Source organism: Streptomyces sp. Da 82-17, assembly GCF_046098215.1.
GTDB lineage: Bacteria > Actinomycetota > Actinomycetes > Streptomycetales > Streptomycetaceae > Streptomyces.
On sequence record NZ_JBJURH010000026.1, the window covers coordinates 77,629 to 104,390 of the forward strand.

Genomic DNA, 26,762 nt, shown 5'->3' on the forward strand with positions numbered 1-26,762 from the left:
GACAACGATGTGAACGTGGCTGAACTCACCGTAGCGATGAGCACGCCCGCTCGCTCCGAGCGGGCCGCCGAACAGGCCGTGACCTCCGCGGCACAGGACGGCCTGTGGTTCCAGGACGCACTCGTCCCGGGAACCGCTGCCGCGCACGTGTGCCGCGCCCTCCGCATCGACGGCGAACTCGACGTCCGCGCCCTGAACGCCGCCTGGCGTGCCGTGCGGCGCCGTCACGCCACCCTCCGCACCGCCCTCGTGAGCGTCGGGGGCCGTCCGGCGCAGCGGATCTCCGACTGGCGCCCCGACGAGCCGGACGGCGCCGACGACCCGGCCGCGCCGATCACCCTGGACCTCTCCGGAACCCCGGCGCCGGCCCGTGCCGAGCACGCCGACCGGCTCTGCGCCGAACTCGCCCGCCGCCCCTTCGAGCCGGCCGAGGCGCCCCTGGCCCGGCTCGCCCTGCTGCGCCTGGGACCCACCGCCCACCGGCTGCTGCTCGTGGCGCACCGCGCGGTCGCCGACGAGACGTCCGTGGCGACCCTGCTGGCGGAGCTGGGCGCGGGCTACACCGCCGAACGCTCCGGCGAGCCGGCCGCGACGGCCCTCCCCGGCACCCCGGCGAGCTTCGCGGACCGCGCCCGCGCCGAGCGCGCCAGGGAAGGCACGGCGGACTTCCGCGAGCTGCGGGACTGGTGGACGCAGCAGCTGACGCCGGTGCCGCCGCAGCCGTCCCTGCCCGTCGACCGGCCCCGCCCCTCGCACCCCTCGTACGCGGGACACGTGCTGCCCTTCGTCCTCGGCGCCGAACTCGCCGACCGCGTCGCCGACTTCGCCCGCCGGACCGGGGCGACCGCGGCCGCCGTACTGCTCACCGCCTTCCAGGCGCTGCTGAGCCGCTACGGCGACGAGGACCGCGTGGTCGTGGCCGTTCCCGCCGACACCCGGCCCGAGGCGGAGACCGTTCCGTCCGTCGGCCCGTACACCGAACTGCAGCCGCTCGTCGCCGACTTCGCCGAGCACGCGGACTTCCGTGCCGCGGTCGAGGCGACCGCCCGCCGGATGCGGGAGGCACACCTCCGCCGCGGCCTGCCCTTCGCCCACCTGGTCGGTGCGCTGCGCATGGAGCGCGACGCCCGCCGGACGCCGCTGGGCGACGCCGTGTTCGTCCACCACGACGGCGGCGCCGCCGCTCGCCCGGCGATCGCGGGGGCCGAGGTGCGAGAGCACCCCGTCCACCCCGGTACGGCCACCGCCGATCTGCGCCTGACCGTGGACACCGCCGCGCCGGAGCTCGACGGCTCCCTCGAATACCGCACCGAGCTGTTCGACGCCGCGTCGGCCCGGCGCATCCTCGACCAACTGCGCACCCTGCTCGACGCGGCCGTCCGCCACCCCGACCGCACGGTGCGCGAACTTCCCCTGGACCCACCGGAGTTGGTCCTCGACCGGGTGCGGGAGGCCGACCGGATCGCGGCCGGGGCCTACGACGGCCCGCCGGTCGACGCGCTCGTCCGGCGCTGGTCGCGGGAGACACCGGACGCGGTCGCGGTCTCCTGGCAGGGCCAGGACGTCACGTACGGCGAACTCGCCCGCCGGGCCGAGGCCGTCGCGGCCGGGCTGCGCCGCCTGGGCACCGTGGCCGGCTCGCCCGTCGCGGTGCGGATGCCGCCGGGCCCCGCCCAGTACGCGGCGCTGCTCGGCGTGCTGGCCGCTGGGGGACACCTGGTGTGGCTCGGCACCGCCGACAGCGGGGAACGCGGCCGGGCCGTGCTCGGCGCCGCGCGGCCCGTCTGCCTGGTGCTCGCCGGCGGGCCCGACGGGGACCCGCTCGCCGAGTGGTACCGCGACGAACTGCGCGGCCCCACCCTCGACGCGACCGAGCTCACCGCGGCCGCCCCGGACGCCGTGGCCCCGGGGCCGCGGAACGAACGCCGTGCTCGCGAGGACGGCAACGGGCGGGCCTATCTCGCCTACACCTCGGGCTCCACCGGCACCCCCAAGGGGGTGGCGCAGACCCACGACGCGCTGGCGCAGTTCACCACCTGGCTCGCCGGGGAGTTCGGCGTCGGCCCCGGCAGCCGCGTCGCCCAGTGGGTGGCCCCGGAGCACGATCCGGCGCTGGCCGAGACGTTCGCGACGCTCGTCTCCGGCGCCACGCTGTGCCCCGTGCCGGAGAAGCTGCGGAGCAACCCCGAGAAGTTCGTCGACTGGCTCACCGCCGAGCGGATCTCGCTCATCCAGACCGTGCCCAGCTTCGCCCGGGAGATCGTCCGGGTCCTCACCGAACGCGGCCCCCGCGTCGCACCGCCGCCGCTCGACTGCGTCCTCCTCATGGGGGAGGCGCTCGGGCAGGAGCTCGTCGAGGGCCTGCGCGCGACGCTGCCCCGGGCCCGGCTGGCCAATGTCTACGGGCCCACCGAGACCATCGTCGGAACCTGGCACGACATCACCGGACCGGTCCACGGCACGGCCCCCATCGGCCGCTCCATCCCCGGCCGTCAGGTCCTCGTCCTCGACGAGTCCGGCCGGCCCTGCCCCGACGGAGTGACCGGCGACATCGTCATCCGCAGCCCCTACGTCGCCCAGGGCTATCTGAGCGCCACGTACGGGGACGACGCGGCCTTCGCCCCGCTGCCCGACCGCACGCTGTTCCCCACGGACGGCGTCGGCTGCTACCGGACCGGGGACGTGGGCCTGCGCCGCTGGGACGGCGAGATCGAGTTTCGGGGCCGCAAGGACTTCCAGGTCAAGCTGTACGGCAACCGGCTCGAACTCACCGAGATCGAACGGGCGTTGGCCGCCCACCCCTCCGTCGCCGAGTGCGCCGTCACCGCGCTTCCCGGCAAGGACGGCCTGCCGTCCCGACTCGTGATGTACGTCGTGCCGCACCGGGCCCCGGACGGCGGCGCCCTGGGCGCCAAGGAGGACTGGCGGTCCCAACTGCGGTCCCGGTTCGGCCGGCTGACGCTGCCGCTGGTCTTCGTCACCGTCGACGGCCGGCTCCCGCGCAACGCCGCAGGCAAGGTGGACCGCCGCCGCCTGCCCGACCCGGGGCGCCGGTCCGACGCCCCCGACGACCCCCGCACCACGACCGAGCGGGAGATGACCGAGCTCTGGCGCGAGCTCCTGCACACCGAGGACATCGGCGTACAGGACTCCTTCTTCGCCCTCGGCGGGCACTCCCTGCTGATGCTCCGGCTCATCCACCGCGTGGTCGAGCGATTCGGCGTACGGCTCGCGCCGGCCGCCTGCTTCGCCCACCCGACCCCCGCCGGCCTCGCCCACCTGGTCGATGCCGAGAGACCCGTAATGAGTGCTGTCGCCAAGGAAACGATGGAGTGAGGGAAAGTGACTCTGACCGAGACCGAGACCCCGACCGGCAACACCGCCGATGCACCGGTTTCCTTCGACGGTGAGACGCTGCGGATCGCAGACGTCCGGCGCGTGGCCGAGGACCGGGCGCCTTGTGAGATCGCTCCGTCGGCCCTGGCCAAGGTGACGGCCAGCCGCGAGATGTTCGAGGACATAGCCCGGCAGAACATCCCCATCTACGGCGTCACCACCGGCTACGGCGAGATGATCTACATGCTGGTGGACACCTCCAAGGAGGTGGAGCTGCAGACCAACCTGGTGCGCAGCCACAGCGCCGGTGTGGGCCCGCTGTTCGCCGAGGACGAGGCCCGCGCCATCGTCTCCGCCCGGCTCAACGCCCTCGCCAAGGGCCACTCCGCGGTGCGCCCCGAGGTCATCGAGCGCCTCGCGCTGTACCTCAACAAGGGCATCACCCCCGCCATCCCGGAGATCGGCTCGCTCGGCGCGAGCGGTGACCTCGCCACGCTCTCGCACATCGCGTCCACGGTCATCGGCGAGGGCTATGTGCTGCAGGACGGCAAGCGGGTGCCGACCGGTTCGGTGCTCCGCGAGCACGGCATCGAACCGCTCCAACTGCGCTTCAAGGAGGGCCTCGCGCTGATCAACGGCACCTCCGGGATGACGGGCGTCGGCTCGCTCGTCGTCAGCCGCGCCCTGGAGCAGGTGCGCCAGCACGAGATCGTCACTGCCCTGCTGATCGAGACCCTCCAGGGCTCGACCAGCCCGTTCCTGGCCGAGGGCCACGACATCGCCCGGCCGCACCGCGGCCAGATCGACACCGCGGCCAACATGCGGGCGCTGATGCGCGGCAGCGAGCTGACCGTCGAGCACATGGAGCTGCGCCGCCAGGTCCAGGCGAGCAAGTCGGGCGAGAAGGACGTCGAGCGCACCGAGATCTACCTGCAGAAGGCGTACTCCCTGCGCGCCATCCCACAGGTCCTCGGCGCCGTCCGCGACACCCTCTACCACGCGGTCGACAAGCTGGACATCGAGCTCAACTCCGCGAACGACAACCCGCTCTTCTTCGAGGGGCAGGAGATCTTCCACGGCGCGAACTTCCACGGCCAGCCGATCGCGTTCGCCATGGACTTCGTGACGATCGCGCTCACCCAGCTCGGCGTGCTCTCCGAGCGCCAGACCAACCGCGTCCTGAACCGTCACCTCAGCTACGGCCTGCCCGAGTTCCTCGTCGCCGGCGAGCCCGGCCTCAACAGCGGCTTCGCGGGGGCGCAGTACCCGGCGACGGCGCTCGTCGCGGAGAACCGCACCATCGGCCCCGCCAGCACCCAGTCCGTGCCGTCCAACGGCGACAACCAGGACGTCGTCAGCATGGGCCTGATCGCCACCCGCAACGCCCGCCGGGTGCTGCAGAACAACAGCCGCATCCTCGCGGTGGAGTTCCTCGCCGCCGCGCAGGCCGTGGACATCTCCGGCCGCTACGAGGGCCTCAGCCCCTCCGCGAAGGCCACCTACGACCTGGTGCGCTCGTTCGTCCCCACCCTGGACAAGGACCGCTACATGTCCGACGACATCGAGGTCATCGCCACCGCGGTGTCCCAGGGCGCCTTCGCCCACGCCGTGGAGCGCCAGTCCGGCAGCCCCCTGCTCTGACCCCGAACCGAACGCGCGAAAGGAAACCACCATGTCCCAGGCCACCACAGCCGCTCCGCAGGCCACCGAGCCGCAGGCGCTGCCGCAACTCGTCGTCGCGGCGTGGGCCGACAACGACGCCGACGCCTTCGCCGAGCTGTTCACGGACGACGCCACCCTGATCCTGCCCGGCGACGTCTTCGCCAAGGGCAAGGAGGCGATCCGGAAGCTGATGAAGGCCGGTTACGCGGGCCCGTACCGCGGCACCAAGGTCACCGGCACGCCCATCGACGCCAAGGCCGTCGGCGGCGACGTCGCCGTGCTCGTCACCGAGGGCGGCGTCATCGCCCCCGGCGAGGAGCAGGTCGCCCCGGAGCGCGCCATCCGCGCGACCTGGGTGCTCGCCAAGCAGGCCGAGGGCTGGCGCATCACCGCGTACCAGAACACCCCGCGCGCCGCCGCCTGACGGGCAGCGCGGGACACGGCCGGCCGCCGCGGCAACGCGGCGGCCGGCTTCTTCGTACGTGCTCTCCCCGCCGAGCGCGCAATCTCGAACAACACCGCGGCCGGCGGCCCGTGCACGATCGGGACATGCTGAGCAGACGACGTCTACTGACCATCGGCGGAGTGGCAGCTGGGGGAGCGGCGCTGCTGCCCGTCCGCGAGCTGATGAGCGAGGACTCCCACGCGGCGGGGCACGCCCAGAGCGGCGGCACGCCGCCCCATCTCGCACACCACCGTGCTGCGAACGCGCAGTTGGCCGCGGCCGAGGCCGCCGACCCCTACACCCGGCGCATGCCGATACCGAAGGTGCTCCAGCCGGTGCGGTCCGGCGCCACCGCGGACATCTACGAGCTGGACATCAAGCCCGCGCAGCTCGAGATCCTGCCGGGACTGACCACCGCCGCCCTCACCTACAACGGCAGCTTCGTCGGCCCGACGATCCGGGCCAAGGCGGGCCGCAGGGCCGAGGTGCGGTTCCGCAACCGCCTCGAAGAGCCCTCCAACGTGCACCTGCACGGCGCCAACGTGCCCCCGGAGCACGACGGTTACCCGATGGAGGTCATCGAGCCGGGTGCGGAGCGCGTGTACCAGTACGGCAACCGGCAGGCCGGTGCGACGCTCTGGTACCACGACCACGCGCACCACATGGAGGCCGACCACGTCTACCGCGGCCTGCACGGCTTCTACCTCATCGAGGACGAGGACGAGCAGCGCCTGCGGCTGCCCAGCGGGGCGTACGACGTGCCGATCATGCTGCGGGACGCCCTCTTCGACGACAAGGGAGGCCTGGTCCTGGTCGGCGAGAAGCCGAACGACCGGCCCACGCTGCTCGCCAACGGCCGCCAGCAGCCGTACTTCCCCGTGGCGGCCCGCAAGTACCGGCTGCGGCTGCTCAACGCGTCGATCTACCGCACGTTCGAGCTGAACCTGGACGGCGCCGAGATTCTCCTGATCGGCTCCGACGGCGGGCTCCTGCCCGAGCCGGTGTCCGTCACGTCGCTGACCCTCGGCCCGGGCGAACGCGCCGACGTGGTCGTCGACTTCGCCCGCCACGGCGTGGGCGGCAAGCTGGTGCTGTCCGACCGGACCGGGCCCGTGATGCGCTTCGACGTGGTGCGGACGGCGCTGGACGCCAGCCGGGTTCCCGACCGGCTGCGCGACGTGCCCCGGGCCGAACACGGCCGCACCGACCGGGAGTTCAAGCTGGGCGTCGCCCCGTCGAAGACCGCGTACGCCATCAACGACAAGACCTTCGACATGAACCGGGTCGACACCCGGGTCAAGCAGGGCACCACGGAGATCTGGCGGATCTACAACGCGGACACCGCGGACTCCGAGTTCGGCGCGATCCCGCACACCTTCCACACCCACCTCGTGCAGTTCAGGGTCCTGGACCGGGACGGCAAGGCCCCCTGGCCCGGGGAGTCCGGCTACAAGGACACGGTGAGCGTCCCGGCCGGCGAGAGCGTGCGCGTCCAGGTCAGCTTCGACACCGACTACACGGGGCTGTACCTCTACCACTGCCACATGCAGGAGCACGGCGTCGAAGGCATGATGGCGCAGATGATGATCGAGAAGTAGCCGAGAGTCGCGAACACCGCTGGCCGGGGCCCGAGTCGGGCCCCGGCCAACGGCGTACGACGACCCGTTCAGGGCGCGGCCGGTCCGGCCGGGAGCCGGGAACGCCGGAACGCCGGAGCACCGGGGCGACGGGCCCCGGTGCTCCGGACGGCTGCTCGGGCCGGCGGACGTCCGCCGGCGGTCGGGTCAGGGCTTGACGTTGATGTTCCGGCGGAACACGTTCTTCGGGTCGTACACGGCCTTGACCTGCGCCAGGCGCGCGTACGTCGCGGCCGGGTAGGCGGCCGCGCGGTCGCCCGCGTCCTCCGCCACCTCGCTCAGGAAGTTGCCGTACGCGCCCGAGACGTGCGGCTCGATGCCCGCCCAGAACGCGGTGTGGTCGGCCTGGGTGGCGAGCGTCTCCGCCCGGGAGCCCAGGTTGGCGGTGTTGATCATGAAGTGGACGTCGCGGTGCCCGAAGGCCGTCGCGTCCGCGGCCACCCGGCCGAGGGCGCCGCCCACCGCCCGGATCTCGACGAACATCGAGCCGAGCCGGTGCGGGCTGTTGGCGATGGCGTCCACGAGCTCGGGCCCGCACTCCCGGGCCAGGCGGTTGCGGGTCATCGGCTGCCACTCCGGCGGCAGGTCCGAGGCGTCCTCCAGGACCTCCGGGTACGGCATCAGCTTGACGTCCTTCGCGAGCAGCGTGCCCAGTTCGAGCAGCGGCGCGAGGGCCTTGTCGGCCGCTTCCTGGTCGTCGCCGGCGAAGCACACGAGGAGCGTGACCGGAGGGGCCTCCTCGCCGAACGAGGGGAACAGGGCGGCGCTCGACGTCAGCTCCTCCGGCGCCGTGCGCATGTAGGCGCCCCAGCCCTGAAGGACCTGGGCGGCCTCGGACGCCGGGTAGGCGATCGTGCCGAAGAACACATTGCTCACCGGCTGGGCGACGACCTCGAACGACGTGGCGATGCCGAAGTTGCCGCCGCCGCCGCGCAGCGCCCAGAAGAGGTCGGCGTTCTCCTGCTCGCTGGCGCGCAGCACCTCGCCCTCGGCCGTCACGAGCTCGACGGCCACGACGCTGTCCAGGGCCAGACCGTACTTGCGCACCATCCAGCCGAAGCCGCCGCCGAGCAGCAGACCGCCGACCGCCACGGACGTGGTGTCGCCCGAGGAGATCGCCAGGCCGTGCTTGTTCAGCTCGGCCCCGACCCGGGCCCAGCTGGCTCCGGTGCCGAGGCGGACCAGACGCCGCTCGGGGTCGACGACGTCCACGGAGTCGAGGGGCGACACGTCGATCACCACACCGCCGTCGACCGTGCTGAATCCCGCGCCGTTGTGGCCGCTGCTGCGGACGGCGATCTCCAGGCCCTCGGCCTGGGCGAAGCGGAGGGCGGATCGCACGTCCTCGGTGTTGTGGCACTGGATGACCGCGGCGGGGCTGCCGGTGTGCACAAAGCTCTTGCGGAGCTCGGCGTACGCCTCGTCGCCGGGCAGCACGACCGTGCCCGAGATCTCTTCCTTGAGCGCGAGGGCAGTGTTCATGATGTCTGTTGTCTCCTGGTACTCGAGTGCGGGTCCTGGTCAGGCGTGGGTTTCCTGCGCGGCGCGCGCGGTCCGGTCCGTGTCGTCCGGCGTCGCGCTCTCCTGGTTCTCCGGCGCGGCCGGCGTCCCGTCGTCCTGCGCGGGGGTGGCGGGCGCGGCGTCGCCGTCGTCCTTCTGCCGGAGCACGACCGCGGTGAGGGCGGCGATGAGCACGACCACGGCGGCGCTGACGGCCGCCACGACGTTCATGCCGCTGGTGAAGGCGTCGCGGGCCGCGTCCAAGGTGTCGCCGGCGACCGCCGACGGGAGCCCCTCGACCGCGGCGACGGCGCCGCCGATGGTCTCCCGGACGGCGTCGACCGTCTCGCCCGGCAGCCCGTCGGGGACCGAGGAGTCGACCTGGTTGCGGTAGACGGCGGCGCCGACCGTGCCGAGCACGGCCAGGCCGAGGGTCGAGCCGAAGACGTTGCTGGTCTCGGACATCGAGGCGGCGGCGCCCGCCTTCTCGACCGGGGCGGAGCTGACGACGATCCCGGTGCCGAGCGCGAACAGCGGCCCGATGCCGAGGCCGACCAGGGCGACGAACAGGACCACGAGGAACAGGCCGCGGTCGGAGCCCAGTTGGGTGAGGACGAGCAGCGAGACGAGCGAGCACAGCAGACCGCTCACGATCGCGGTGGAAGGCTTCAGCCACCGCGTCACGACGGGCGCGAGCAGCACGCCCGCCGCGATGCCCAGACCGGTGGGCGCCTGCGCCAGTCCGGCCTCGGTGGGGGAGAGGCCCACCACGCTCTGCACGTACTGGCTGGTCATGAAGGACGCGCCGGCGAAGGCGCCGGAGCCGAGCATCATGCCCGTCAGCACCACGCGGAAGGAACGCTTGCGGAACAGCCGCAGGTCCACCAGCGGGTCGTCGAGCCGGAGTTGGCGGCGTACGAAGACCACGCCCACGGCGAGGCCGACCGCGATGGCGGCGAAGGCGACGGAGGGCGTCTCGGCGTCGCCGGCCGCGACCTCCTTGATGCCGTAGATGATCGGCAGGATCGTCGCCAGGGACAGCAGCACGCTCGCGAAGTCGATCCGGCCGGCGTTGCCGTCCCGGTACTCGGGCAGCAGCATCGGGCCCGCGACCAGCAGGATCGCCATCACCGGCACGCCGAGGAGGAAGACCGAACCCCACCAGAAGTGGCCCAGCATCAGGCCGCCGATCACCGGGCCGAGGGCGGAGCCGCCGAACTGGCAGGTGGCCCACAGCGAGATGGCGATGCCCCGCTGGCGGCCGTCGAGGAACATGTTGCTGATCAGCGCGAGCGTCGACGGACCGAGGGTCGCGCCGGCCACGCCGAGCAGGGCGCGGGCCGCGATCAGCATCTCGGGGGTGGTGGAGTACGCCGCCACCACCGAGGCCACGGTGAAGGCGGCCGCGCCGATCATCAGGAGCTTGCGGCGGCCGATCCGGTCACCGAGGGAGCCCATGGTGAGCAGGAAACCGGCCAGCATGAAGCCGTAGATGTCGGAGATCCACAGCTGTTCGGTGCCGCTCGTGCCCAGGTCCGCGCTCAGATGCGGAAGAGCGAGAAACAGCACCCCGATGTCGAGGGCGATCAGCAGCGTGGGCAGGGCCAGTACGGCCAGACCGATCCACTCACGCCGCCCCGCCTTCGGCGGTGCCGCCGTAACGGTGGTGTCCTGCATGGCAGTTCCTTCCCTCTCACAGTGATCCCGGCGACCCCTGGGGGGTGCCCCGTACCTGTGTGTCGAACGGGGCGGGGGAGATTCGACACCGGGATCGGATTTCTTTTTCCGGCTCAGTCCGGAAGTTCGATCGACAGCGCGTGCCGGAACACGTTGCGGGGGTCGTAGTTCTTCTTGACGGCCTGCAGACGCGGGTAGTTGTCCTTGTAGTACAGGGCGTGCCAGGGCACGCCGGAGGTGTTCAGCTCCGGGTCGGCCAGGTCGGTGTCCGGGTAGCTGATGTACGACCCGTCGCTGATGCCGTCGGGCGCCGGGACGCCACCGGTGTGCGCGTACACATCGCGGTAGTACTCCCGCACCCACGCGATGTGCAGCTCGTCCTCGTCCTTCGCCGTCCACATGCCTGCGCTGTACGAGGCCTTCAGCACGGAGTCGCGCTGCGCGGTCGCGGTGGCGTCCGGTGCGACGGCCCCGGCCCGGCCGCCGAACCCGGTGAGCACCAGGCAGGCCTGCGGGTTGCTGTAGTCGGTGCTGCTGAGGTGCCGGTGGATCGCCGCGAGCTGGCGGTCCGAGTACCCCTTGCGCAGGTAGCCGGCCTTGTGCTTGTAGCGCCCGTTGGGGTCGTTGGGCCAGCTGTAGGAGGGGAGCCAGGAACTCATCCAGGGAATGACCTCCTGGATGTTCGTCGTCGGGTCGACGCCCGTGCCGGCGCACACCGCCTCCACCTGGGCGGTCAGCAGCTTCTCGGCGTCCGGCACGTCCTCGTCGATCACCGCGGTCATGCCGAACATGCCGGCGGACCGGTGCGTCACGATCAGGTTGCTCCACAGGTGCACGTACGGGGAGTCCGCCGCGCTGTTCTCCTCGTACCAGGAGCAGTAGTTGCGGATGAGCCCGGTGAGCGCGGCCTCGGTCATGCCGTCCCAGGACCACAGCACCGTCGCGCGGCGCATCCGGCGGGGCGCCTTGGGCAGCAGCTCGCGGGGGTCGTCCGAGTCCACTCCGGGCGTGCGCAGCCAGTAGCGCGTCACGACGCCGAAGCTGCCGCCCCCGCCTCCGGTGTGGGCCCACCACAGTTCGCGGTTCGGATCGTCGTCCTCGCGGGTGGCGACGACGGTACGGGCCCGGCCCGACTCGTCGACGACGACGACCTCGACGGCGTACAGGTGGTCCACGACCAGGCCGTCGCGCCGCGAGAGATGACCGTAGCCACCGCCCGCGATGTGACCGCCGACGCCGACCTCGAAGCAGGTGCCGCCGGGGATCGTGACGCCCCAGCCGGTGAACAGGGTCCGGTACACATGGCCGAGCGTCGCGCCCGCCTCGATGGCGAAGGCCCGGCGCTGATCGTCGAAGTACACGGCCTTCATGGCCGACATGTCGAGGACGACCTGCACGTCGGGGGAGGCGGTGAAGTCCTCGAAGCAGTGCCCGCCGCTGCGCACGGCGATGCGGCGACCGGCGGCCACGGCCTCGTCGACCGCGGCCACGACCTGGGCGGGGGTGCCCACCAGGCGTATGTAGTCGGGCCGGCCCACGAACCGATGGTTGTAGCCCTCCACGAGGCTGTCGTACCGGGCGTCGTCCGGGGTGACGGTGACCGGTCCGAACGCGGGGGCGTCCACCGGTGCAGCGGCCTCGGACCTCGGTTCACTCATCATTCGCTCCTTCCAGCGCAAGGCACAGGGCGAGCCTCACACGCACACGAGAGGCCCGGCATCTTCGAGCTTGCGCAGTTCGCGCACCGGCCCCGGACCGGGAACGGCGGCCGCGCACAGGGGCGTTGGGGTCAGCACGCTCGGAGAAGACAGCGCGGAGCACGGCGGTGGACGCTTGCTTCCCGTCAGCACAGAGCGCTGTGAGGGGTGCGGAATCGCCATGAAGACTTCGACCATTTCACCGGGCACCACCCAGGCGTGGTGGCGTAAGCCCTACCCCTGGCTGGTCGTGCTCGGCGTCCTCGTCATCGTCAATCTGTTGCACGCGTTCCCGAGGTATCTGAGCCTGGACGAGTCGCACTCGAGGACCATGCTCAACGCCGGGTTCTCCGGACACTACGAACTGCTCGTCCTGCACGTGGTGACGGGCAACATCGCGATGGTGACGGTGTTCCTGCAGCTGTGGCCGTGGCTGCGGCGCCATCACCCCTCGGTCCACCGTGTCAGCGGCCGGCTGTACGTCTTCGCGGGCGCGCTGCCGTCGGCGATCGTCGGCGGCCTGGTGCTGGTGCCGCTGCGGCCCGCCCCGGACGGCAGCCTCGGCCTGTTCCTCTCCGCCGTGCTGTGGATCGGCACGACCGTGATGGGACTGCGCGCCGCCCGCAAGCGCCGCTACGGCGAGCACCGCCGCTGGATGGTCTACAGCTTCGCGCTCGCCCTGCACACCACGCTGGGCCGGGTCCTCTTCCTGATGATGACCTACATCCCCGGCTTCAAGATGAACGTCACGGTCCTCATCGAGACCGCCAACTGGGCCAGTTGGGTCGTGGGTCTCCTGATCGCCCACTGGTGGCTGGAGCAGCGCAGGAGCAGGGCGAAGAAGGCCGCCGGCGCCACGGCGCGGCAGGCGGCGAGGGCCGACGCCGATCACGTCACCGACGAGCTCTCCCTCGACGGGTTCGACCTCGAGGAGCTCTCCAAGGAAAGGACCCGTTCATGAGTGCATCCCCGGCCGTCACCGGGCCGCTGGACGCCTTCGTCCACGCGGCGCCCGAGGACACGGACGCCGCGTACCACCGGCTGGTCGGCGCGCTGTGGCAGGGCGGAGAGGTCACCGGTCTCGCGCTGTCCGCCGTCCCCGCGCTCATTGACTGCCTGGCCGAGGCCCCGGCGCCGCAGCAGGGACGTCTCGCCGTGCTGCTCGGACTGCTCGCCGAGGCGGAGTACCCGGACACCGACGGTCCCGTGACCGCGGCCGTACGGAAGGGAGTCGACCGTTTCCTGGGGCTCCTCGACGCCGCCGGTGACGACACGGCGCTGACCGGGGCGCTGCTCTATCTGCTCGGGCACTTCCCGGGCGACCGGGAGCGGATCCTCGCGGCGACCGAGCGCCTCGCCCTGGACGAGGAGGACCGCACACGTCTCGACCGTGCCCTGCAGACCCTCGACCCCGCCGACCCGGACCTCGGCCGGGCCTGGCCTTCGCCCGCGCAGTGGCGCCTGAACGACACCGAGCGGGCCTTCGACCGCAGCTGGATCCGCGACCTCACCCCCGAGCAGGTCGAGGCGACCTGGCAGGCCGACACCCACTCCGTGTACGCGTACAGCGGCGCCAAGGCGTACTGGGAGGTGGCGGGCGGAACCCCCGGAACCGTCGACGACACCAGCCCGCTGCGCGACACCGCCGGCGCGCCGGGGACGGCCCCGGCCGAGTCGGCCGGGTTCGGCCCCCACACCGCTGCCTTCCGCTGCCCGGACTGCGGCGGCGCGCTCGACTTCGGCGCGGACGCGGTGCGTTGCGTGGACTGCTCCGCCCGCTACCCGGTCGTGCACGGGGTCCTCGACCTGTCCCGGCGACTCGACGAAGGGTTCGGGGCCGACGAGGACGCCACCGAGGACGTGCTGCAGAACGCCGCGGTGATGAAGGGCATCGGCTTCCACTACGAGGAGGCGCTGCGCCCGGCCTTCCTGCGGGTGATGGGCTCGAACTGGGGCGGCCAGGTGTCCCCCGCCGACGAGGACGAGTATCTGCGCAGCAGCGTCCCCGACGGCGGCCCGGTGCTGGACCTCGCGGCCGGCGCCGGACGCTGGACCGCCGTCCTGGAGGCGAAGGTCGGAGCCGAGGAGCTCATCGCCCTCGACCTGAACCTCGCCATGCTGACCGGGCTGCGGGAGCGGCTGCCGCAGGTGCCGACGGTACGGGCCAGCGCGCTCCAACTGCCCTTCGAGGACGGCAGCCTGGCCGCGGTGTCCTGCTGGAACGCACTGCAGGCGATGCCCGACGCGGGTGCGGCGATCGCCGAGGTCGGCCGCTGCCTGCGCCCCGGCGGCACGTTCACGCTGCTGACCTTCCGCTGGTCCGACGACCCGGTCTACCGCTACTTCCAGGGCGCCCACCGCTTCCCGGGCAGCCCGAACGGCATCGAGCTGTTCGACCTCGACGAGGTCAAGAAGTGGCTCGCCGACGCCGGGTTGACGGTGCGTCAGGAAGAGGGGCCGGGGACCTTCGTCTTCATCACGGCGGAACGCACCGGGTGACGCGGCCGGGAACGGCAAGGGGCCCCGGGAGGTGAATCCTCCCGGGGCCCCTCTTCTCGTACCGCCGCAGCGTCAACCGCGCTGCTGTGCCTTCGCGTTGTACGCGTCGAGCAGCAGCTGGGCCTCCTTCTCCGCCTCGGCGAACCGGGCCTCGGGCTCGGCCCCGTCGACCAGGACGTCCGCCATCGCGCGTGTCATGGTCTCCTCGATCGCGGTGAAGTCGCCGAGCAGCGCGCCCTGCGCGGCCGGGGAACGGTCACCGGCGTCGAGCTGCTCGTTGGCCAGCCGGTGGTGCGGCCGGTCCGCGAACCAGCCCTCGGACTCCAGCAGTTCGAAGGCGGACCGGGTGACCGGGATGAACCCGCTGGAACGGTGCCAGGCCGCCGCGTTGCGCGGGTTGAGCAGGAACTGCAGGAAGGCCAGGGCGCCGTCCCGCTTCACCGGGTCGAGCCCGTCGGCCAGCCACAGGGAGTCGCCGCCGATCACGTCACCGCCGTAGGCGACGGTCTCGTTGTACGGCATCCGGGCCGCCGTGACGCGGAAGCCCCCCTCGTCGCCGGCCCGGACGATCTGCTCGGCGATGACGGACGAGTTCAGGGTGAACGCCACCCGCTGGTTCACGAACGCGTCGAGGGTGCCGGCCCAGTCGTTGGGCTCACCGGTGTAGAGGTAGTGGCCGTCGCGGCTGAGCCGCTGCCACCAGCGGACCCAGGAGAGCAGCGCCTCGGAGGTGAGGTTCACCCGCCGCGCCCGGCCGGAGCGGCCGTTGTCGTGGTCCGTGAGGGGCGTGCCCTGCTCGGCGAGCGCCTGCTGGAAGAACCAGCCGTGGTTGGGCCAGGTGATGCCGTGCGACGGGCCGCCGTCCAGCTTCGCGACCGCCTCGCACGCCGCCTCCACCTCGGCCCAGGTGCGCGGGACCTCGAAGACGCCCGCGGCCTCAAGCAGGGTGGTGTTGGCGTACAGCAGACTCGTCGAGGTGCTGTTCGGCAGCGACACCAGCTCCCCGCCGTAGCTGTAGTAGTCCCGCGCGGCGACCACGAGGTCGTCCACGATCACCGGTTCGCCGAGGATCTCGGTGCGCCCGCCGATGGCCTTCTCGATCGAGGTGAACAGCGGGCCGCCGTCCTTGGCGGTGAGGTCACGGGCGATCTGCGTGGCGGTGTAGAAGAAGTCGACGATCGCCGGCGCCCGGCCCTGCTCGACCGCGTCGAAGAATTTCTGGCGCTGCGTCCAGTAGTCGTATCCCTGAATGACGACGCGGTATTCGGGATGGCGGCGGCCGAATTCCTCGGCGCACTTCCGTACCGGATCGAGGAAATTGGGGAACGGGTGGTCGGCGAGCCAGACATCGATTTCCACGGTCCGCTCCACGCCCTCGGTCGATGCTGTCTCTGCGGCGCCGGACTGGCGCATGGATCCTCCCAACGAGCGTACGGGGCCTGGGGATCGGCGCGCTGGACGCGGCCGGTCCGCAGGCCCATCGTCGTCATCCGCGGCCGCCGCCACATCTTCGCCGTTGCTGAACTCGGCGGAACGGCGCAGATTCTGTCGAGCCGCGGTCTCCGGAATGCGCACAGCAATCCAGGAGATGCAGCCCCGATTAGCCGGGTGTGACTCTGACCGCATGGCTGAACTCGATGGCAAGAATGTGCTCATTACCGGTGGTGGCAGCGGCATCGGCCTGGCCACCGCCCGTCAGCTGGTGCGGTCCGGCGCCCGCGTGGCGCTCGCCGGCCGGGACGGAGACCGGCTCGCCGCCGCGGAGAAGTCCCTCGACGCCGGGGACCAGGTGCTCACGGTGCCCACCGACGTCTCCTCGGGCGCCGACCTCGACCGGCTGGTGAGCCGGATCCGCGAGCAGTTCGGGCAGTTGGACGGCGTGTTCGCCAACGCGGGCGTCGGGCTGGTCGCGCCCGGGGCGGTCGTCGGGGAGGCCGACTTCGAGCGTGTGGTGGGCACCAACTTCAAGGGCGCCTTCTTCACCGTGCAGAAGACCGCGCCCCTGCTGCGCGACGGCGCCTCCGTGGTCCTGAACTCCTCCTGGACGGTGCACCGCGGCCTGGGCCTCGGGTCGCTGTACTCGGCGAGCAAGGCCGCTGTGCTGAACCTCGCCCGCACCTTCGCGTCCGAGCTGGCCGGCCGCGGCATCCGCGTGAACGCGATCACGCCCGGCCATGTCACCACCGACATGCTCGACGCCGTCACCGGCGGTTCCGAGCAGGTGCGGGAGATGTTCCGCAGCGAGGTCGTGCTCGGCCGCTTCGGCAGCCCCGACGACATCGCGGACGCGGTGCTGTTCCTGCTCTCGTCCCGGGCCTCCTACATCACCGGCCAGGAACTCGTCGTCGACGGCGGCCTGGTGCACTCCGTCCCGATGCCCCCGCAGGCCGCCTGACGCGCGGCACACGCGTCACGGACCCCGTACCGGCAATCCGACCGGACTGCGACTAAGGAGCTGTGCCCATGGCACTCGCCGCCCCCGACCGCCCTGCACCGGGCCCCGCCTCGACCGAGCCCACCCCTGCGGACGTCATCGCCCGCGCCGAGGCCATCGCACCGACCCTCGTCGAGCGGCAGGCCGAGACCGAACAGCGCACGTACTACGCCCAGGACACCCACGAGGAGTTCGCCCGGGCCGGCTTCTACCGGCTCCTGGTGCCCCGCCGCTTCGGCGGCCACGAGTTCGGCATCGACACCTTCCTGCGCGTCGCCAAGACCCTGGCCCGCGGCTGCCCGTCGACCGGCTGGATGTTCTGCCTGGGCGCCTCGCACTCGCTCACCGTGGCCACGCTCTTCGACGAGTCGGTGCAGGCGGAGCTCTTCGCCGACCCGGACTTCATCTGCCCGGCGACCATCGTGCCCGGCGGCAGCGCCGAGCGGACGGCCGACGGCGACTGGATCCTCGACGGCACCTGGAGCTACTCCTCCGGCGTTCCCTACGCCTCGCACTTCCTCGGCCACGCCATCGTCGCCGACGAAGGGGCGGAAGAGCCCCGCCCGCTGCTGTTCGTCGCACCGCGCAGCGAGTGGACCCGCCTCGACGACTGGGGGCGCCAACTGGGGTTGCGCGGCAGCGGATCGCACAGCGTCCGCTTCGAACGCGGCCGCGTCCCCGGGCCGTTCACCCTGGACACGCATCTGAGCAATGTGACGCCCGAGGACGACCTGCCCGGCGCCCGCCTGCACGAGCACCCCCAGTACGGCGGCGCCCCCCTCAGCTTCGGCTTCCTCGAAGGCGCCAGCCTGGCGGTGGGCATGGCGCAGAACGCCCTGGACGCCTACGAGGACCTGATGCGCACCAGGACCACGTTCCTGCCGCCCATCGTGGGCCGGCACACCAGCCCCGACTACCAGGCCTGGTACGGCGAGGCCGCGGGACGGATCGCCGCCGCCGAGGCCGCCACCGACGGCGCCGTCCAGCAGTGGCTCGCCGCCGGCGCGCAGGGGCCCGAGGGCTTCACCCGCGAGGTCGATCTGCGGATCACCGCGATCTGCCGCGAGGTCGTCGAGCTGTGCTGGCACGCACTCGAGGACATCCTCTTTCCCACCGCCGGTTCGAGTTCGGTCCGGCACGGCGAGCGCATCGAGCGCGTCTGGCGCGACATGTCCATGCTCCGCTCGCACTCCGGCTACGGGGTCTTCCTGGAGACCGAGGCCAAACGCGCGCTCGCCCGAGCCCGCTTCGAGGGCCGCTCCCGTTTCGCACCCCTGTAGTCCGGTCCGTCGACAACCCGTGATTCAAACGACAACAAGGAGGTGACTGCGATGGGCGCCGAGCAGCAGACCCGCGCGGTCGTTCTGGGCGGAAGCATCGCCGGTCTCTTCGCGGCCCGTGTGCTCACGGAGGCGTACGACGAGGTGGTCGTGGTGGACCGCGACCGCCTCGTGGGGGTCACCGGCGCACGTCGCAGTCGCCCGCAGGGACGCCACATCAACGCCATGCACGTACGCGGCCGGGTGGTCATGGAGGAGCTGTTCCCCGGCATCACCGACGAGATGATCGCCGACGGCTGCCCCACCGGTGACTTCGCCGGCGCGACCCGCTGGTACTTCCAGGGCAAGCCGGCCAAGCGTGAGGACATCGGCTACATCGCCCTGCCCGCCTCCGCGCCGGTGATGGAGCGTCATATACGCCAGCGCGTACAGCGGTTGGAGAACGTCTCCTTCGCCGAGGAGCGCGACATCGTCGGCCTGCGCACCACGCCCGACCACAGCAAGGTCACCGGCGTGCGGGTGCAGCCCGTCGGCGGCGACGGCGAGGAAGAGGTCATCGAGGCCGACCTGGTCGTCGACGCCACCGGCCGCGGCTCCCGCACCCCGGTGTGGCTGGAGGAGATGGGCTACGGCAAGGTCGAGGAGGAGCGCAAGAAGATCGGCCTCGGCTATGTCACCCAGCACTACCGCATGGACGAGGACCCCTTCGACGGCGACCTGGCGATCATCCCCGTCGCCTTCCCCGAGATCCCCCGCGGCGCGATCTTCACCAAGACCGACGGCGGCCGCCTGGAGATGACCACGTACGGCCTGCTCGGCGACCACCCGCCCACCGACCAGGACGGCCTGTACGGCTGGCTCAAGACCCTGCCGATCCCCGACATCTACGACGCGGTGCAGAAGGCCGAGCCGCTGGACGAGCCCGTGGCCTTCCGCTTCCCGATCACCATGCGCCGCCACTACCAGAAGATGAAGCGCCTCCCCGAGGGCCTGCTCGTCACCGGTGACGCCGTCACCACGTTCAACCCGGTCTACGCCCAGGGCATGACGGTGGCCGCGGTCTCGTCCCTCGTGCTCCGCAACCACCTGCACTCCGGCGCGGCCCCGCAGCCGCTCGCGTACTTCCGCGACCTCGCCCGGGACGTCATCGACGCGCCCTGGGAGATGACCAACACCGTCGACCTGACCTTCGAGGGCGTGGAGGGCAAGCGCACGCTCAAGACCAGGCTGGGGCAGATCTACCTCAAGCTGGTCCAGCGGGCGTCGCTCCGCGACACCAAGGTCACCACCGCCTACCTGCGCTGTGCCGGCATGCTCGACAAGCCCGACGCGCTGATGCGTCCGAGCCTCGTCCTGCGGGTCCTGCGCAACGCCTGGGGATGAAGTCAGTGGCCGAGCAGCCCACCGATCCCGCCGCCCCGGAGCAGCCCGCCACGCGCCCGCTGACCGGCGACGAGTACGTCGAGAGCCTGCGCGACGGGCGCGAGATCTACCTCGACGGCGACCGGATCAAAGACGTCACGCAGCACCCCGCGTTCCACAACCCCGTCCGCATGACGGCACGGCTCTACGACGGTCTGCACGACCCGGAGCGCCGTGACGTCCTCACCGGCCCCACCGACACCGGCAGCGGCGGCCGGACCCACCCGTTCTTCACCACCCCGTACAGCGCCGACGACCTGGTCGCACACCAGCGGGCCATCGCCGAGTGGGCCAGGATGAGTTACGGCTGGATGGGGCGCAGCCCCGACTACAAGGCGTCCTTCCTCGGCACGCTCGGCGCCAACGCGGACTTCTACGCCCCGTTCGACGACAACGCCCGGCGGTGGTACCGGGAGTCCCAGGAGAAGGTGCTCTTCTGGAACCACGCGATCGTCCACCCGCCGGTGGACCGCAACCGTCCGCCGGACGAGGTCGCCGACGTGTTCATCCACGTCGAGAAGGAGACCGACGCCGGCCTGGTCGTCAGCGGGGCCAAGGTGGTCGCCACCGGTTCCGCGCTCACCCACTACAACTTCATCGCCCACTTCGGACTCCCCATCAAGAAGAAGGAGTTCGCCCTGGTGGCGACGGTGCCGATGGACGCGCCCGGCATGAAGCTCATCTGCCGGACGTCGTACACGGCCAACGCCGCCGCCACCGGGAGCCCGTTCGACTATCCGCTGTCCTCGCGGATGGACGAGAACGACACCATCCTCGTCCTCGACAAGGTGCTGATCCCCTGGGAGAACGTCTTCGTCTACGGCGACCTCGGCAAGGTGAACATGTTCGCCGGGCGCTCCGGCTTCATGGAGCGCTTCACCTTCCACGGCTGCACCCGGCTCGCGGTGAAGCTGGAGTTCATCGCCGGCCTCCTGGCCAAGGCGCTGGACATCACCGGCACGAAGGACTTCCGCGGGGTGCAGAGCCGCATGGGCGAGGTGCTCGCCTGGCGCAACCTGTTCTGGGCGCTGTCCGACGCGGCCGCCCGCAACCCGGTGCCGTGGAAGAACGGCGCGGTGCTGCCCAACCCGCAGTACGGCATGGCGTACCGCTGGTTCATGCAGATCGGCTACCCGCGCATCAGGGAGATCGTGATGCAGGACGTCGCCAGCGGCCTGATCTACGTCAACTCCAGTGCGGAGGACTTCAAGAACCCGGACATCCGCCCCTACCTCGACAAGTACCTGCGCGGCTCGGGCGGCGTCGAGTCGGTGGACCGGGTGAAGCTGATGAAGCTGCTCTGGGACGCGGTGGGCACCGAGTTCGGCGGACGCCACGAGCTGTACGAGCGCAACTACGCCGGCAATCACGAGAACACCCGTGTCGAGCTGCTGTTCTCGCAGATCGCGGGCGGTGAGGTCGACGGCTACAAGGCCTTCGTCGACGAGTTCCTCGGCGAGTACGACCTGGACGGCTGGACGGTCCCCGACCTGATGACGAAAGGCGAAGCCGAATGAGCAACGACGTCGAGCAGTCGGTGCGGAGCATCTGGCAGGAGGTGCTGTCGGCCCCGGACGGGCCGTCCGACGCCACCTTCTTCGAGCTGCAGGGCCAGTCCATCTCGGCCGTGCGGATCGTGGCCCGCATCGCGGACGAGCTGGGCATCGAGATGGACATCGGCGAGCTCTTCGAGGACCCCGACCTGGAGACGTTCGCCCGTTCCGTCGCGGCCAGGGCGAAGGAGGGCGCGACGCCATGACGTACCCCGCGACGGCGCCCGCGCACGGTGAGCGGGACCAGCGGGTCCCGCTCACCGTGGAGCAGGACTTCCTCTGCATGTGGGACAAGGGAGACGACATGGGGCCGTTCGGCCCCCGCTTCCACATCGTCGACGGCTGGCGCGTCTCCGGACCGGTCGACGTCGCCGCCCTCCGCATGGCCCTCGCGGACGTGGTGGCGCAGCACGAGGTGCTGCGCACCGCCGTGGTGCGCGGGCCGGGCGAGCGCTACCAGGAGATCCTGGAGCCGAGCCCGCCCCGGCTCGACATCCTGGACCTCGGCGACGGCGACGGCGACGGCACGTCGCGCTCGCGGGCGGAACGCGCGGAGGAGCTGCTCAACGACATCGCCGCCGACACGATCAGCGTCCGGGAGATGCCGCTGCTGCGGGCCGTCCTCGGGCGCTTCGACGCGGACGACGCCGTGCTCGCGCTGATCGCGCACCACACCGCGGTCGACGCGTGGTCCATGCAGATCCTGATGCGCGACCTGACCGCCTGCTACGCGGCCCGTTCGGCCGGCCGGGCCCCCGACCTGCCCGCCGCCGTCCAGTACCAGGACTACGCCCGCTGGCAGGAGGAGCAGTTCGGCAGCGGAGCGAGCGGGCGCAGCCGCGGCTACTGGCGGGAGAAGCTGCACGGCGCGAGCACCCTCACCTTCCCCACCGACCGACTGCGCTCAGCGGAACCGGAGTTCTCGACCTCCTGGTACCGCTTCTCCTACGGCGCCGAGCTGAGCGCGGCGACCACCGAACTGGCCGCCGCACTCCGCTGCTCACCCTTCATGGTGCTGCTCGCCGCGTTCAAGCTGTACGTGGCCGGGGTGCGCGGAGCTACCGACGTGGTGGTGCCCACGTTCACTCCGGGGCGTGCGGAGGTCCGGTTCCAGGAGACCGTGGGGTCCTTCTACAACTGCCTGCCGCTGCGCACCGACCTGGCCGGGTGCGCGACGTTCCGGGACGTCGTGGCCCGCACCCGCGCCACCTGTCTGGAGGCCTACACCAGGGAGCTGCCGTTCGCGCACGTCCTCCAGGAGGCCCCCGAGTTCATGGCGCCGGCCGCCGTCGACGGGCTGGCCAACTGTGTGTTCCAGGTGATCCAGACCCCGCACATGATGGAACGCGAACGCGTCGGCGACCTGGAGTTCTCGGCGATCCGGACCAAGGTGCTGTCCCAGACCGTCGGCTCGGACATCCCCGACGGCACCCTCCTGTGCCTGGAGCTGGACCGCACGGGGGAGTTGATCGGCGAGATGGGGTTCAGCAGCAACCTGTACGACGCCGCGACCATCCGCACCCTGATCGCCGAGTTCCGGGAGGTGCTGCACGCCGCCCTCACGGCGCCGGACGCGCCGCTGGCGCTCTGACGCCCGCACACGACCATCGGCTGCCGGTTCTCCGCGAACCGGCAGCCGATGCGTCTTGTACGGAAGGGCGTCACCCAGTGCGGGAGGGTGTCAGCGCTTCAGGGACAGGAAGAACGCGCGCACGTCCTCGACGTACAGCTCCGGGACCTCCAGGGCGGGGAAGTGGCCGCCGCGCTCGAACTCGGTCCAGTGCATGATCGTCGGGTAGTCGCGCTCGGCGAGGCGGCGCACCGGGACGATGATGTCGTCGGGGCACACGGCCACGCCCACGGGAACCGTGAACTCGCCCCGGTCGGCGGGCTGTTGCGCGGCCCCGCGCTCCGCCTCGGCGACCTCGTAGTACATCTGCGCCGCGGTGCCCGCCGTGCCGGTGAGCCAGTAGAGCATCACGTTGGTCAGCAGCTGGTCGCGGTCGATCACGTCCTCGGGCACGTCGCCGGCCGCCGTCCACTCCTTGAACTTCTCGACGATCCAGGCGAGTTGGCCGATGGGGGAGTCGGCGAGGGCGTACGCCGGGGTGCGCGGGCGGGTCGACTGGATCTTCATGTAGCCCGAACCGTCCGTGTCGAACTGTGCGAGCCGGCCCAGCCGCGCGAGGTCCTGCTCGCCGAGCGCGGCCATCTCCTCGGGGTCGCCCGAGGGCACGGCGAGCAGCATGCTCGTGTGGACGCCGACGACGTGTTCCGGGGCCTGGCGGCCCAGTTCCAGCGAGATGAAGCCGCCCCAGTCGCCGCCCTGGGCCCCGTAGCGTTCGTAGCCGAGGCGGCGCATCAGCTCGGCCCAGGCGCCGGCCACCCGGGGAATGCTCCAGCCGGTCTCGGGCAGCGGCCCGGAGAAGCCGTAACCGGGGATGGACGGAATCACCACGTGGAAGGCGTCCTCGGGCCTTCCGCCGTGCGCCACCGGGTCGGTGAGCGGACCGATGACCTTGAGGAACTCGGCCACCGAGGAAGGCCAGCCGTGGGTGATGAGCAGCGGCAGCGCGTTCGGCTCGGCGGACCGCACGTGCAGATAGTGGACGGTGGCCCCGTCGATTTCCGTCGTGTACTGCGGAAAACGGTTGAGCTCTTCCTCCGCGGCTCGCCAGTCGTAGCTCTCCAGCCAGTATCCGGCCAACTCCTTCAGATACTCCTGCGGAACTCCGCGTTGCCAATCAGCGCCCGCTGTGTCGACGGGCCAGCGGGCCTCTGCGATCCGCTTCCTGAGGTCGGCGACGTCCGCCTCGGGTATCTCGATCCGAAAGGGCTGCATCGGCCCGTCCTCTCTTTCTGCTTTTCGGCCTCTCCACGTCCTTCGACAGGCATCGTAGTGCGTGGTCGAGGGCTTAAGGAGGGCTCCCGATACGCCCGTCGACAGGCGGCACTTTCAAAGAAGTCGACCCCTTCGAAAAGTCAGCAATCTCGAAGAAGTGGAACGCCGAACAGGCTGGTACGGTCACGTTGTTGCGACTGTCGACGAGAGCGGTGATGCATGGCTGACGTAGCGGTGGACCCGATTGAGGTCGGCAAGCGGTACGACGAGTCCTCGCCCATATCGGACCTGCTCAACGACGGCCAGGTCCACATGTCGTACTGGTACGGCGAGGAGGATCGCACCCCGCTCGCGGAGGCCGCGCAGCGCATCACCCGCAAGGTGGTCGACGCTCTCGGACTGCGCCCGGGGGAACGGGTGTTGGACGCCGGCTGCGGAGTGGGGGCGCCCGCGCTCCTGATCGCGGAGGAGACCGGGGCCCGGGTCACCGGAATCACCGTGAGCAACTACGAGCTCGCCCAGGCGAAGCAGAAGGCAGCGGACCGCGATCTGCACGAGCAGGTCGATTTCCAATACGCCGACTACACGGCGCTGCCATTCGCCGATGGCTCATTCGATGCGATCCTGGCCGTCGAATCTTTGCAGTGCGCCCCCGAACTCGGTACGGTGCTCGGCGAGTTCATGAGAGTGCTGCGGCCCGGAGGCCGGGTCACCGTCGCCGACTACACTCGGGAACACGAGATGAGTCCGGCGGAGGCGGCGGAATTCGCCCAGAGCATCGGGATCAACACCCCACCGACCCAACGCGACTGGATCGAGAAACTGACCGCGGCCGGCTTCCGCGTCGAGGAGCACACGCAGTGCGGTGCGCGCGTTTTCGGCATGACCGAGAAGTACGTCAATTCCGCGGTGGATTCACGTGACAAGCTGGCCGCGCAGTTCGGGTCCGACATCGTCGACGGCCTCAAGGCGGGTCTGCAGCATTTCATGGCTCCGGGGCCGGACCGTATCGGTTATGCCCTGGTGACGGCCCGTAAACCGGTAGTGAAGTAATTGACAGGTAAGGAGAGTCACATGGCTCGCTTTGTAATTCTGCTGTTCGAGCCCTTCGGCACCACCGGTTGGGAGGACGCCCCGCAGGAGGTCCTGGAGGCCCACGGCGGTTACGCCGCGGAGATCGAGCGCCTCGGCGGCAAGCTGCTGTCGGGCGAGGCCCTCTTCCCGACCCCGCAGGCCAAGACGATCCGCGGCGGCGCCGTGACCGACGGGCCGGCCGTGGACAGCAAGGAGGGCTTCCTCGCCTTCAACGTCATCGAGGCCAAGGACCTCGACCACGCCGTGGAGATCGCCAAGGCCTGCCCGCTGTCCCCGGGAGGGTACGTCGAGGTCCGCCCGGCCATCGAGGACTAGCACCCCGGCGCACCGAAGCACGTCAGAAGGCCGATGGCCCCGCCCGATCAACTCGGGCGGGGCCATCGGCCGTTGCAGGCCGGGGGCCTACCGGGCGCCGGCCGGAACCGGGGCCGTCAGGCGCACCGGGAGCGCCCGGATGCCGTTCATGATGAACGTGCCCTGCGGCTCGATCTCCTCCCGTGTGCCGGACAGGGACAGCTCGGGGAAGCGCTCGAAGAGACCGGACAGCGCGATCTCGGCCTCAAGCAGCCCCAGTGTGGTGCCGAGGCAGCGGTGCGCCCCGTGGCCGAACGACAGGTGCTTGTCCTTGCCGGCCCGGGTCACGTCGAAGTCGGCGGCGCTGTCGCCGTGCACGGCCGGGTCACGGCCCACCGCCGCGTAGTTGATGAGGATCGGGTCGCCCTTCGGCACCGTCACCCCGCCCAACTCGACGTCCTCCAGGGGGAATCGGAAGGGCAGGTGCGCCACCGGGGCCTCGGCGCGCAGGGTCTCCTCGATGACGTCCCGCCAGGAGATCTCGCCGGACTTGACCAGCGCCAGCTGTTCCGGGTGCGTGAGCAGGGCGAGCACGGCGTTGGTGACGAGGTTCATCACCGGCTCGGTACCCGTGGCGAGCAGCAGGTGCAGGGTGTCCACCAGCTCCGTCTCGGTCAGCCGTGAGCCGTTCTCCTGCGCGTCCAGGAGGTCGGCCGTCATGTCGTCGGCCCGGTCGGGGGAGTTCCGCTTCGCCTCGATGAAACGGAGCATCTCCCGATGCCACTCGGCCACGTTGGCCGCCGACTCCTCGGCGCTGATCGTGGTGTCCACATTGACGTCGCCGCCCTTCTGCAGGGCGTCGCGCAGGTGGTCGGGGATGCCGAAGAGGTCGCAGATCACCCGCGACGGCAACTCGCGGGCGAAGCGTGCCTTGAGGTCCACCGGCTCGCCGGCCGGGACCGTGGCCAGGTCGTCGAGGAGCTGCCCGGCGATCCGCTCCACGCTGGCGCGCATCATGCCCACGCGCCGCGGCGAGAACGCCTTGACGGTCAGGGAGCGCAGCCGGTTGTGGTCCTCCCCGTGGGTGGTGGTGATGTTCTGCATCAGCACCCAGCCGATCAGCGGAAAGTCCATGCCGATCTCCCCTTCGACGTAGGCGCGCCAGTGCTTGCGCGGGTCCCTGGAAAAGCGCGGGTCGGCCATCACCTGGCGGGCGATCGCGTAGTCGGTCACCGACCAGGCGGGGACCCCGCCGGGCAACTCGATGCGAGCGACCGGCCCCTGTGCGCGGATCCGGGCGCCCTCGGCGTGTATGTCCTGCCCGGTGCGGTCGATGACGACGGGGCAGCTGCTCATCACGATTCCTCCAAACTCACTGCGACGAAAAGG

The 26,762-nt window shown here is 71.1% G+C and carries 20 protein-coding genes; 14 read left to right on the forward strand and 6 right to left on the reverse strand.

Annotated features, from left to right (window positions below; all coding sequences use genetic code 11):
• The first annotated feature begins 15 nt into the window (after positions 1-15).
• The 4 genes from ACIDOF_RS32720 to ACIDOF_RS32735 all read left to right on the forward strand — a co-directional run bounded on the left by ACIDOF_RS32720 (position 16) and on the right by ACIDOF_RS32735 (position 7,041).
• Positions 16-3,336 carry a non-ribosomal peptide synthetase gene (locus ACIDOF_RS32720; protein WP_409009819.1) on the forward strand — a complete coding sequence of 1,107 codons (3,321 nt, stop codon included), beginning with the start codon at positions 16-18 and terminating at the stop codon, positions 3,334-3,336.
• Positions 3,337-3,348: 12 nt separating this feature from the next.
• Positions 3,349-4,977 (forward strand): tyrosine 2,3-aminomutase, encoded by a 1,629-nt coding sequence (cmdF, locus tag ACIDOF_RS32725; RefSeq protein ID WP_409009861.1) that lies wholly within the window; start codon positions 3,349-3,351, stop codon positions 4,975-4,977.
• 31 nt (positions 4,978-5,008) lie between these two features.
• Positions 5,009-5,422, forward strand: a complete 414-nt coding sequence (locus tag ACIDOF_RS32730; RefSeq protein WP_409009820.1) for an SgcJ/EcaC family oxidoreductase — start codon at positions 5,009-5,011, stop codon at positions 5,420-5,422.
• 125 nt (positions 5,423-5,547) lie between these two features.
• On the forward strand, positions 5,548-7,041 hold the full coding sequence (locus ACIDOF_RS32735) for a multicopper oxidase family protein (protein ID WP_409009821.1): 1,494 nt from the start codon (positions 5,548-5,550) through the stop codon (positions 7,039-7,041).
• Between the two features lie 186 nt (positions 7,042-7,227).
• Here ACIDOF_RS32735 and ACIDOF_RS32740 read toward each other — a convergent pair whose 3' ends face one another.
• From ACIDOF_RS32740 to ACIDOF_RS32750, 3 genes are all read right to left on the reverse strand, one after another.
• Positions 7,228-8,562: an FAD-binding oxidoreductase gene (locus tag ACIDOF_RS32740; RefSeq protein WP_409009822.1), complete on the reverse strand. Its 1,335-nt coding sequence runs from the start codon at positions 8,560-8,562 to the stop codon at positions 7,228-7,230.
• Positions 8,563-8,601: 39 nt separating this feature from the next.
• Positions 8,602-10,257, reverse strand: coding sequence for an MFS transporter (locus ACIDOF_RS32745; RefSeq protein ID WP_409009823.1), 1,656 nt, complete (start codon positions 10,255-10,257; stop codon positions 8,602-8,604).
• Positions 10,258-10,370: 113 nt separating this feature from the next.
• The gene (locus ACIDOF_RS32750) at positions 10,371-11,915 is read right to left on the reverse strand and encodes an FAD-binding oxidoreductase (protein ID WP_409009824.1); all 1,545 of its coding nucleotides are present in this window, start codon (positions 11,913-11,915) and stop codon (positions 10,371-10,373) included.
• 220 nt (positions 11,916-12,135) lie between these two features.
• Here ACIDOF_RS32750 and ACIDOF_RS32755 point away from each other — a divergent pair, with 220 nt between their 5' ends.
• Together ACIDOF_RS32755 and ACIDOF_RS32760 are read left to right on the forward strand one after the other, a co-directional pair.
• Positions 12,136-12,915, forward strand: a complete 780-nt coding sequence (locus tag ACIDOF_RS32755) for a DUF2306 domain-containing protein (RefSeq protein WP_409009825.1) — start codon at positions 12,136-12,138, stop codon at positions 12,913-12,915.
• The gene (locus tag ACIDOF_RS32760; RefSeq protein ID WP_409009826.1) at positions 12,912-14,453 is read left to right on the forward strand and encodes a class I SAM-dependent methyltransferase; all 1,542 of its coding nucleotides are present in this window, start codon (positions 12,912-12,914) and stop codon (positions 14,451-14,453) included. Before ACIDOF_RS32755 ends, ACIDOF_RS32760 begins: the two co-directional genes overlap by 4 nt.
• A gap of 72 nt (positions 14,454-14,525) precedes the next feature.
• On the opposite strand, the gene ACIDOF_RS32765 is transcribed toward ACIDOF_RS32760, so the two are convergent.
• Positions 14,526-15,812, reverse strand: coding sequence for an extracellular solute-binding protein (locus ACIDOF_RS32765; protein WP_409009827.1), 1,287 nt, complete (start codon positions 15,810-15,812; stop codon positions 14,526-14,528).
• Positions 15,813-16,077: 265 nt separating this feature from the next.
• Between ACIDOF_RS32765 and ACIDOF_RS32770 the strand changes: the two genes are divergently transcribed.
• The 6 genes from ACIDOF_RS32770 (at position 16,078) to ACIDOF_RS32795 (ending at position 22,733) form a co-directional block, all read left to right on the forward strand.
• Complete coding sequence (locus ACIDOF_RS32770) at positions 16,078-16,848, forward strand: SDR family NAD(P)-dependent oxidoreductase (protein ID WP_409009828.1); 771 nt, start codon at positions 16,078-16,080, stop codon at positions 16,846-16,848.
• Between the two features lie 68 nt (positions 16,849-16,916).
• Positions 16,917-18,167, forward strand: coding sequence for an acyl-CoA dehydrogenase family protein (locus ACIDOF_RS32775; RefSeq protein WP_409009829.1), 1,251 nt, complete (start codon positions 16,917-16,919; stop codon positions 18,165-18,167).
• Positions 18,168-18,218: 51 nt separating this feature from the next.
• Complete coding sequence (locus tag ACIDOF_RS32780) at positions 18,219-19,550, forward strand: FAD-dependent oxidoreductase (protein WP_409009830.1); 1,332 nt, start codon at positions 18,219-18,221, stop codon at positions 19,548-19,550.
• Entirely contained in the window at positions 19,547-21,106 is a 1,560-nt protein-coding gene (locus ACIDOF_RS32785) for a 4-hydroxyphenylacetate 3-hydroxylase family protein (RefSeq protein WP_409009831.1), read from the forward strand. The genes ACIDOF_RS32780 and ACIDOF_RS32785 overlap by 4 nt, the downstream gene beginning before the upstream one ends.
• Positions 21,103-21,348 carry a phosphopantetheine-binding protein gene (locus ACIDOF_RS32790; protein WP_409009832.1) on the forward strand — a complete coding sequence of 82 codons (246 nt, stop codon included), beginning with the start codon at positions 21,103-21,105 and terminating at the stop codon, positions 21,346-21,348. Before ACIDOF_RS32785 ends, ACIDOF_RS32790 begins: the two co-directional genes overlap by 4 nt.
• Positions 21,345-22,733 carry a condensation domain-containing protein gene (locus tag ACIDOF_RS32795; protein WP_409009833.1) on the forward strand — a complete coding sequence of 463 codons (1,389 nt, stop codon included), beginning with the start codon at positions 21,345-21,347 and terminating at the stop codon, positions 22,731-22,733. The genes ACIDOF_RS32790 and ACIDOF_RS32795 overlap by 4 nt, the downstream gene beginning before the upstream one ends.
• Positions 22,734-22,823: 90 nt before the next feature.
• Here the strand turns inward: ACIDOF_RS32795 and ACIDOF_RS32800 are convergent, their stop codons facing one another.
• Positions 22,824-23,984, reverse strand: a complete 1,161-nt coding sequence (locus ACIDOF_RS32800; protein WP_409009834.1) for an epoxide hydrolase family protein — start codon at positions 23,982-23,984, stop codon at positions 22,824-22,826.
• Between the two features lie 219 nt (positions 23,985-24,203).
• Between ACIDOF_RS32800 and ACIDOF_RS32805 the strand changes: the two genes are divergently transcribed.
• Positions 24,204-25,037: an SAM-dependent methyltransferase gene (locus ACIDOF_RS32805; RefSeq protein ID WP_409009835.1), complete on the forward strand. Its 834-nt coding sequence runs from the start codon at positions 24,204-24,206 to the stop codon at positions 25,035-25,037.
• Between the two features lie 21 nt (positions 25,038-25,058).
• The gene (locus tag ACIDOF_RS32810; RefSeq protein ID WP_409009836.1) at positions 25,059-25,394 is read left to right on the forward strand and encodes a YciI family protein; all 336 of its coding nucleotides are present in this window, start codon (positions 25,059-25,061) and stop codon (positions 25,392-25,394) included.
• An 87-nt stretch (positions 25,395-25,481) separates the two neighbouring features.
• Here the strand turns inward: ACIDOF_RS32810 and ACIDOF_RS32815 are convergent, their stop codons facing one another.
• Positions 25,482-26,729 (reverse strand): cytochrome P450 family protein, encoded by a 1,248-nt coding sequence (locus ACIDOF_RS32815; RefSeq protein WP_409009837.1) that lies wholly within the window; start codon positions 26,727-26,729, stop codon positions 25,482-25,484.
• Positions 26,730-26,762: the final 33 nt, after the last annotated feature.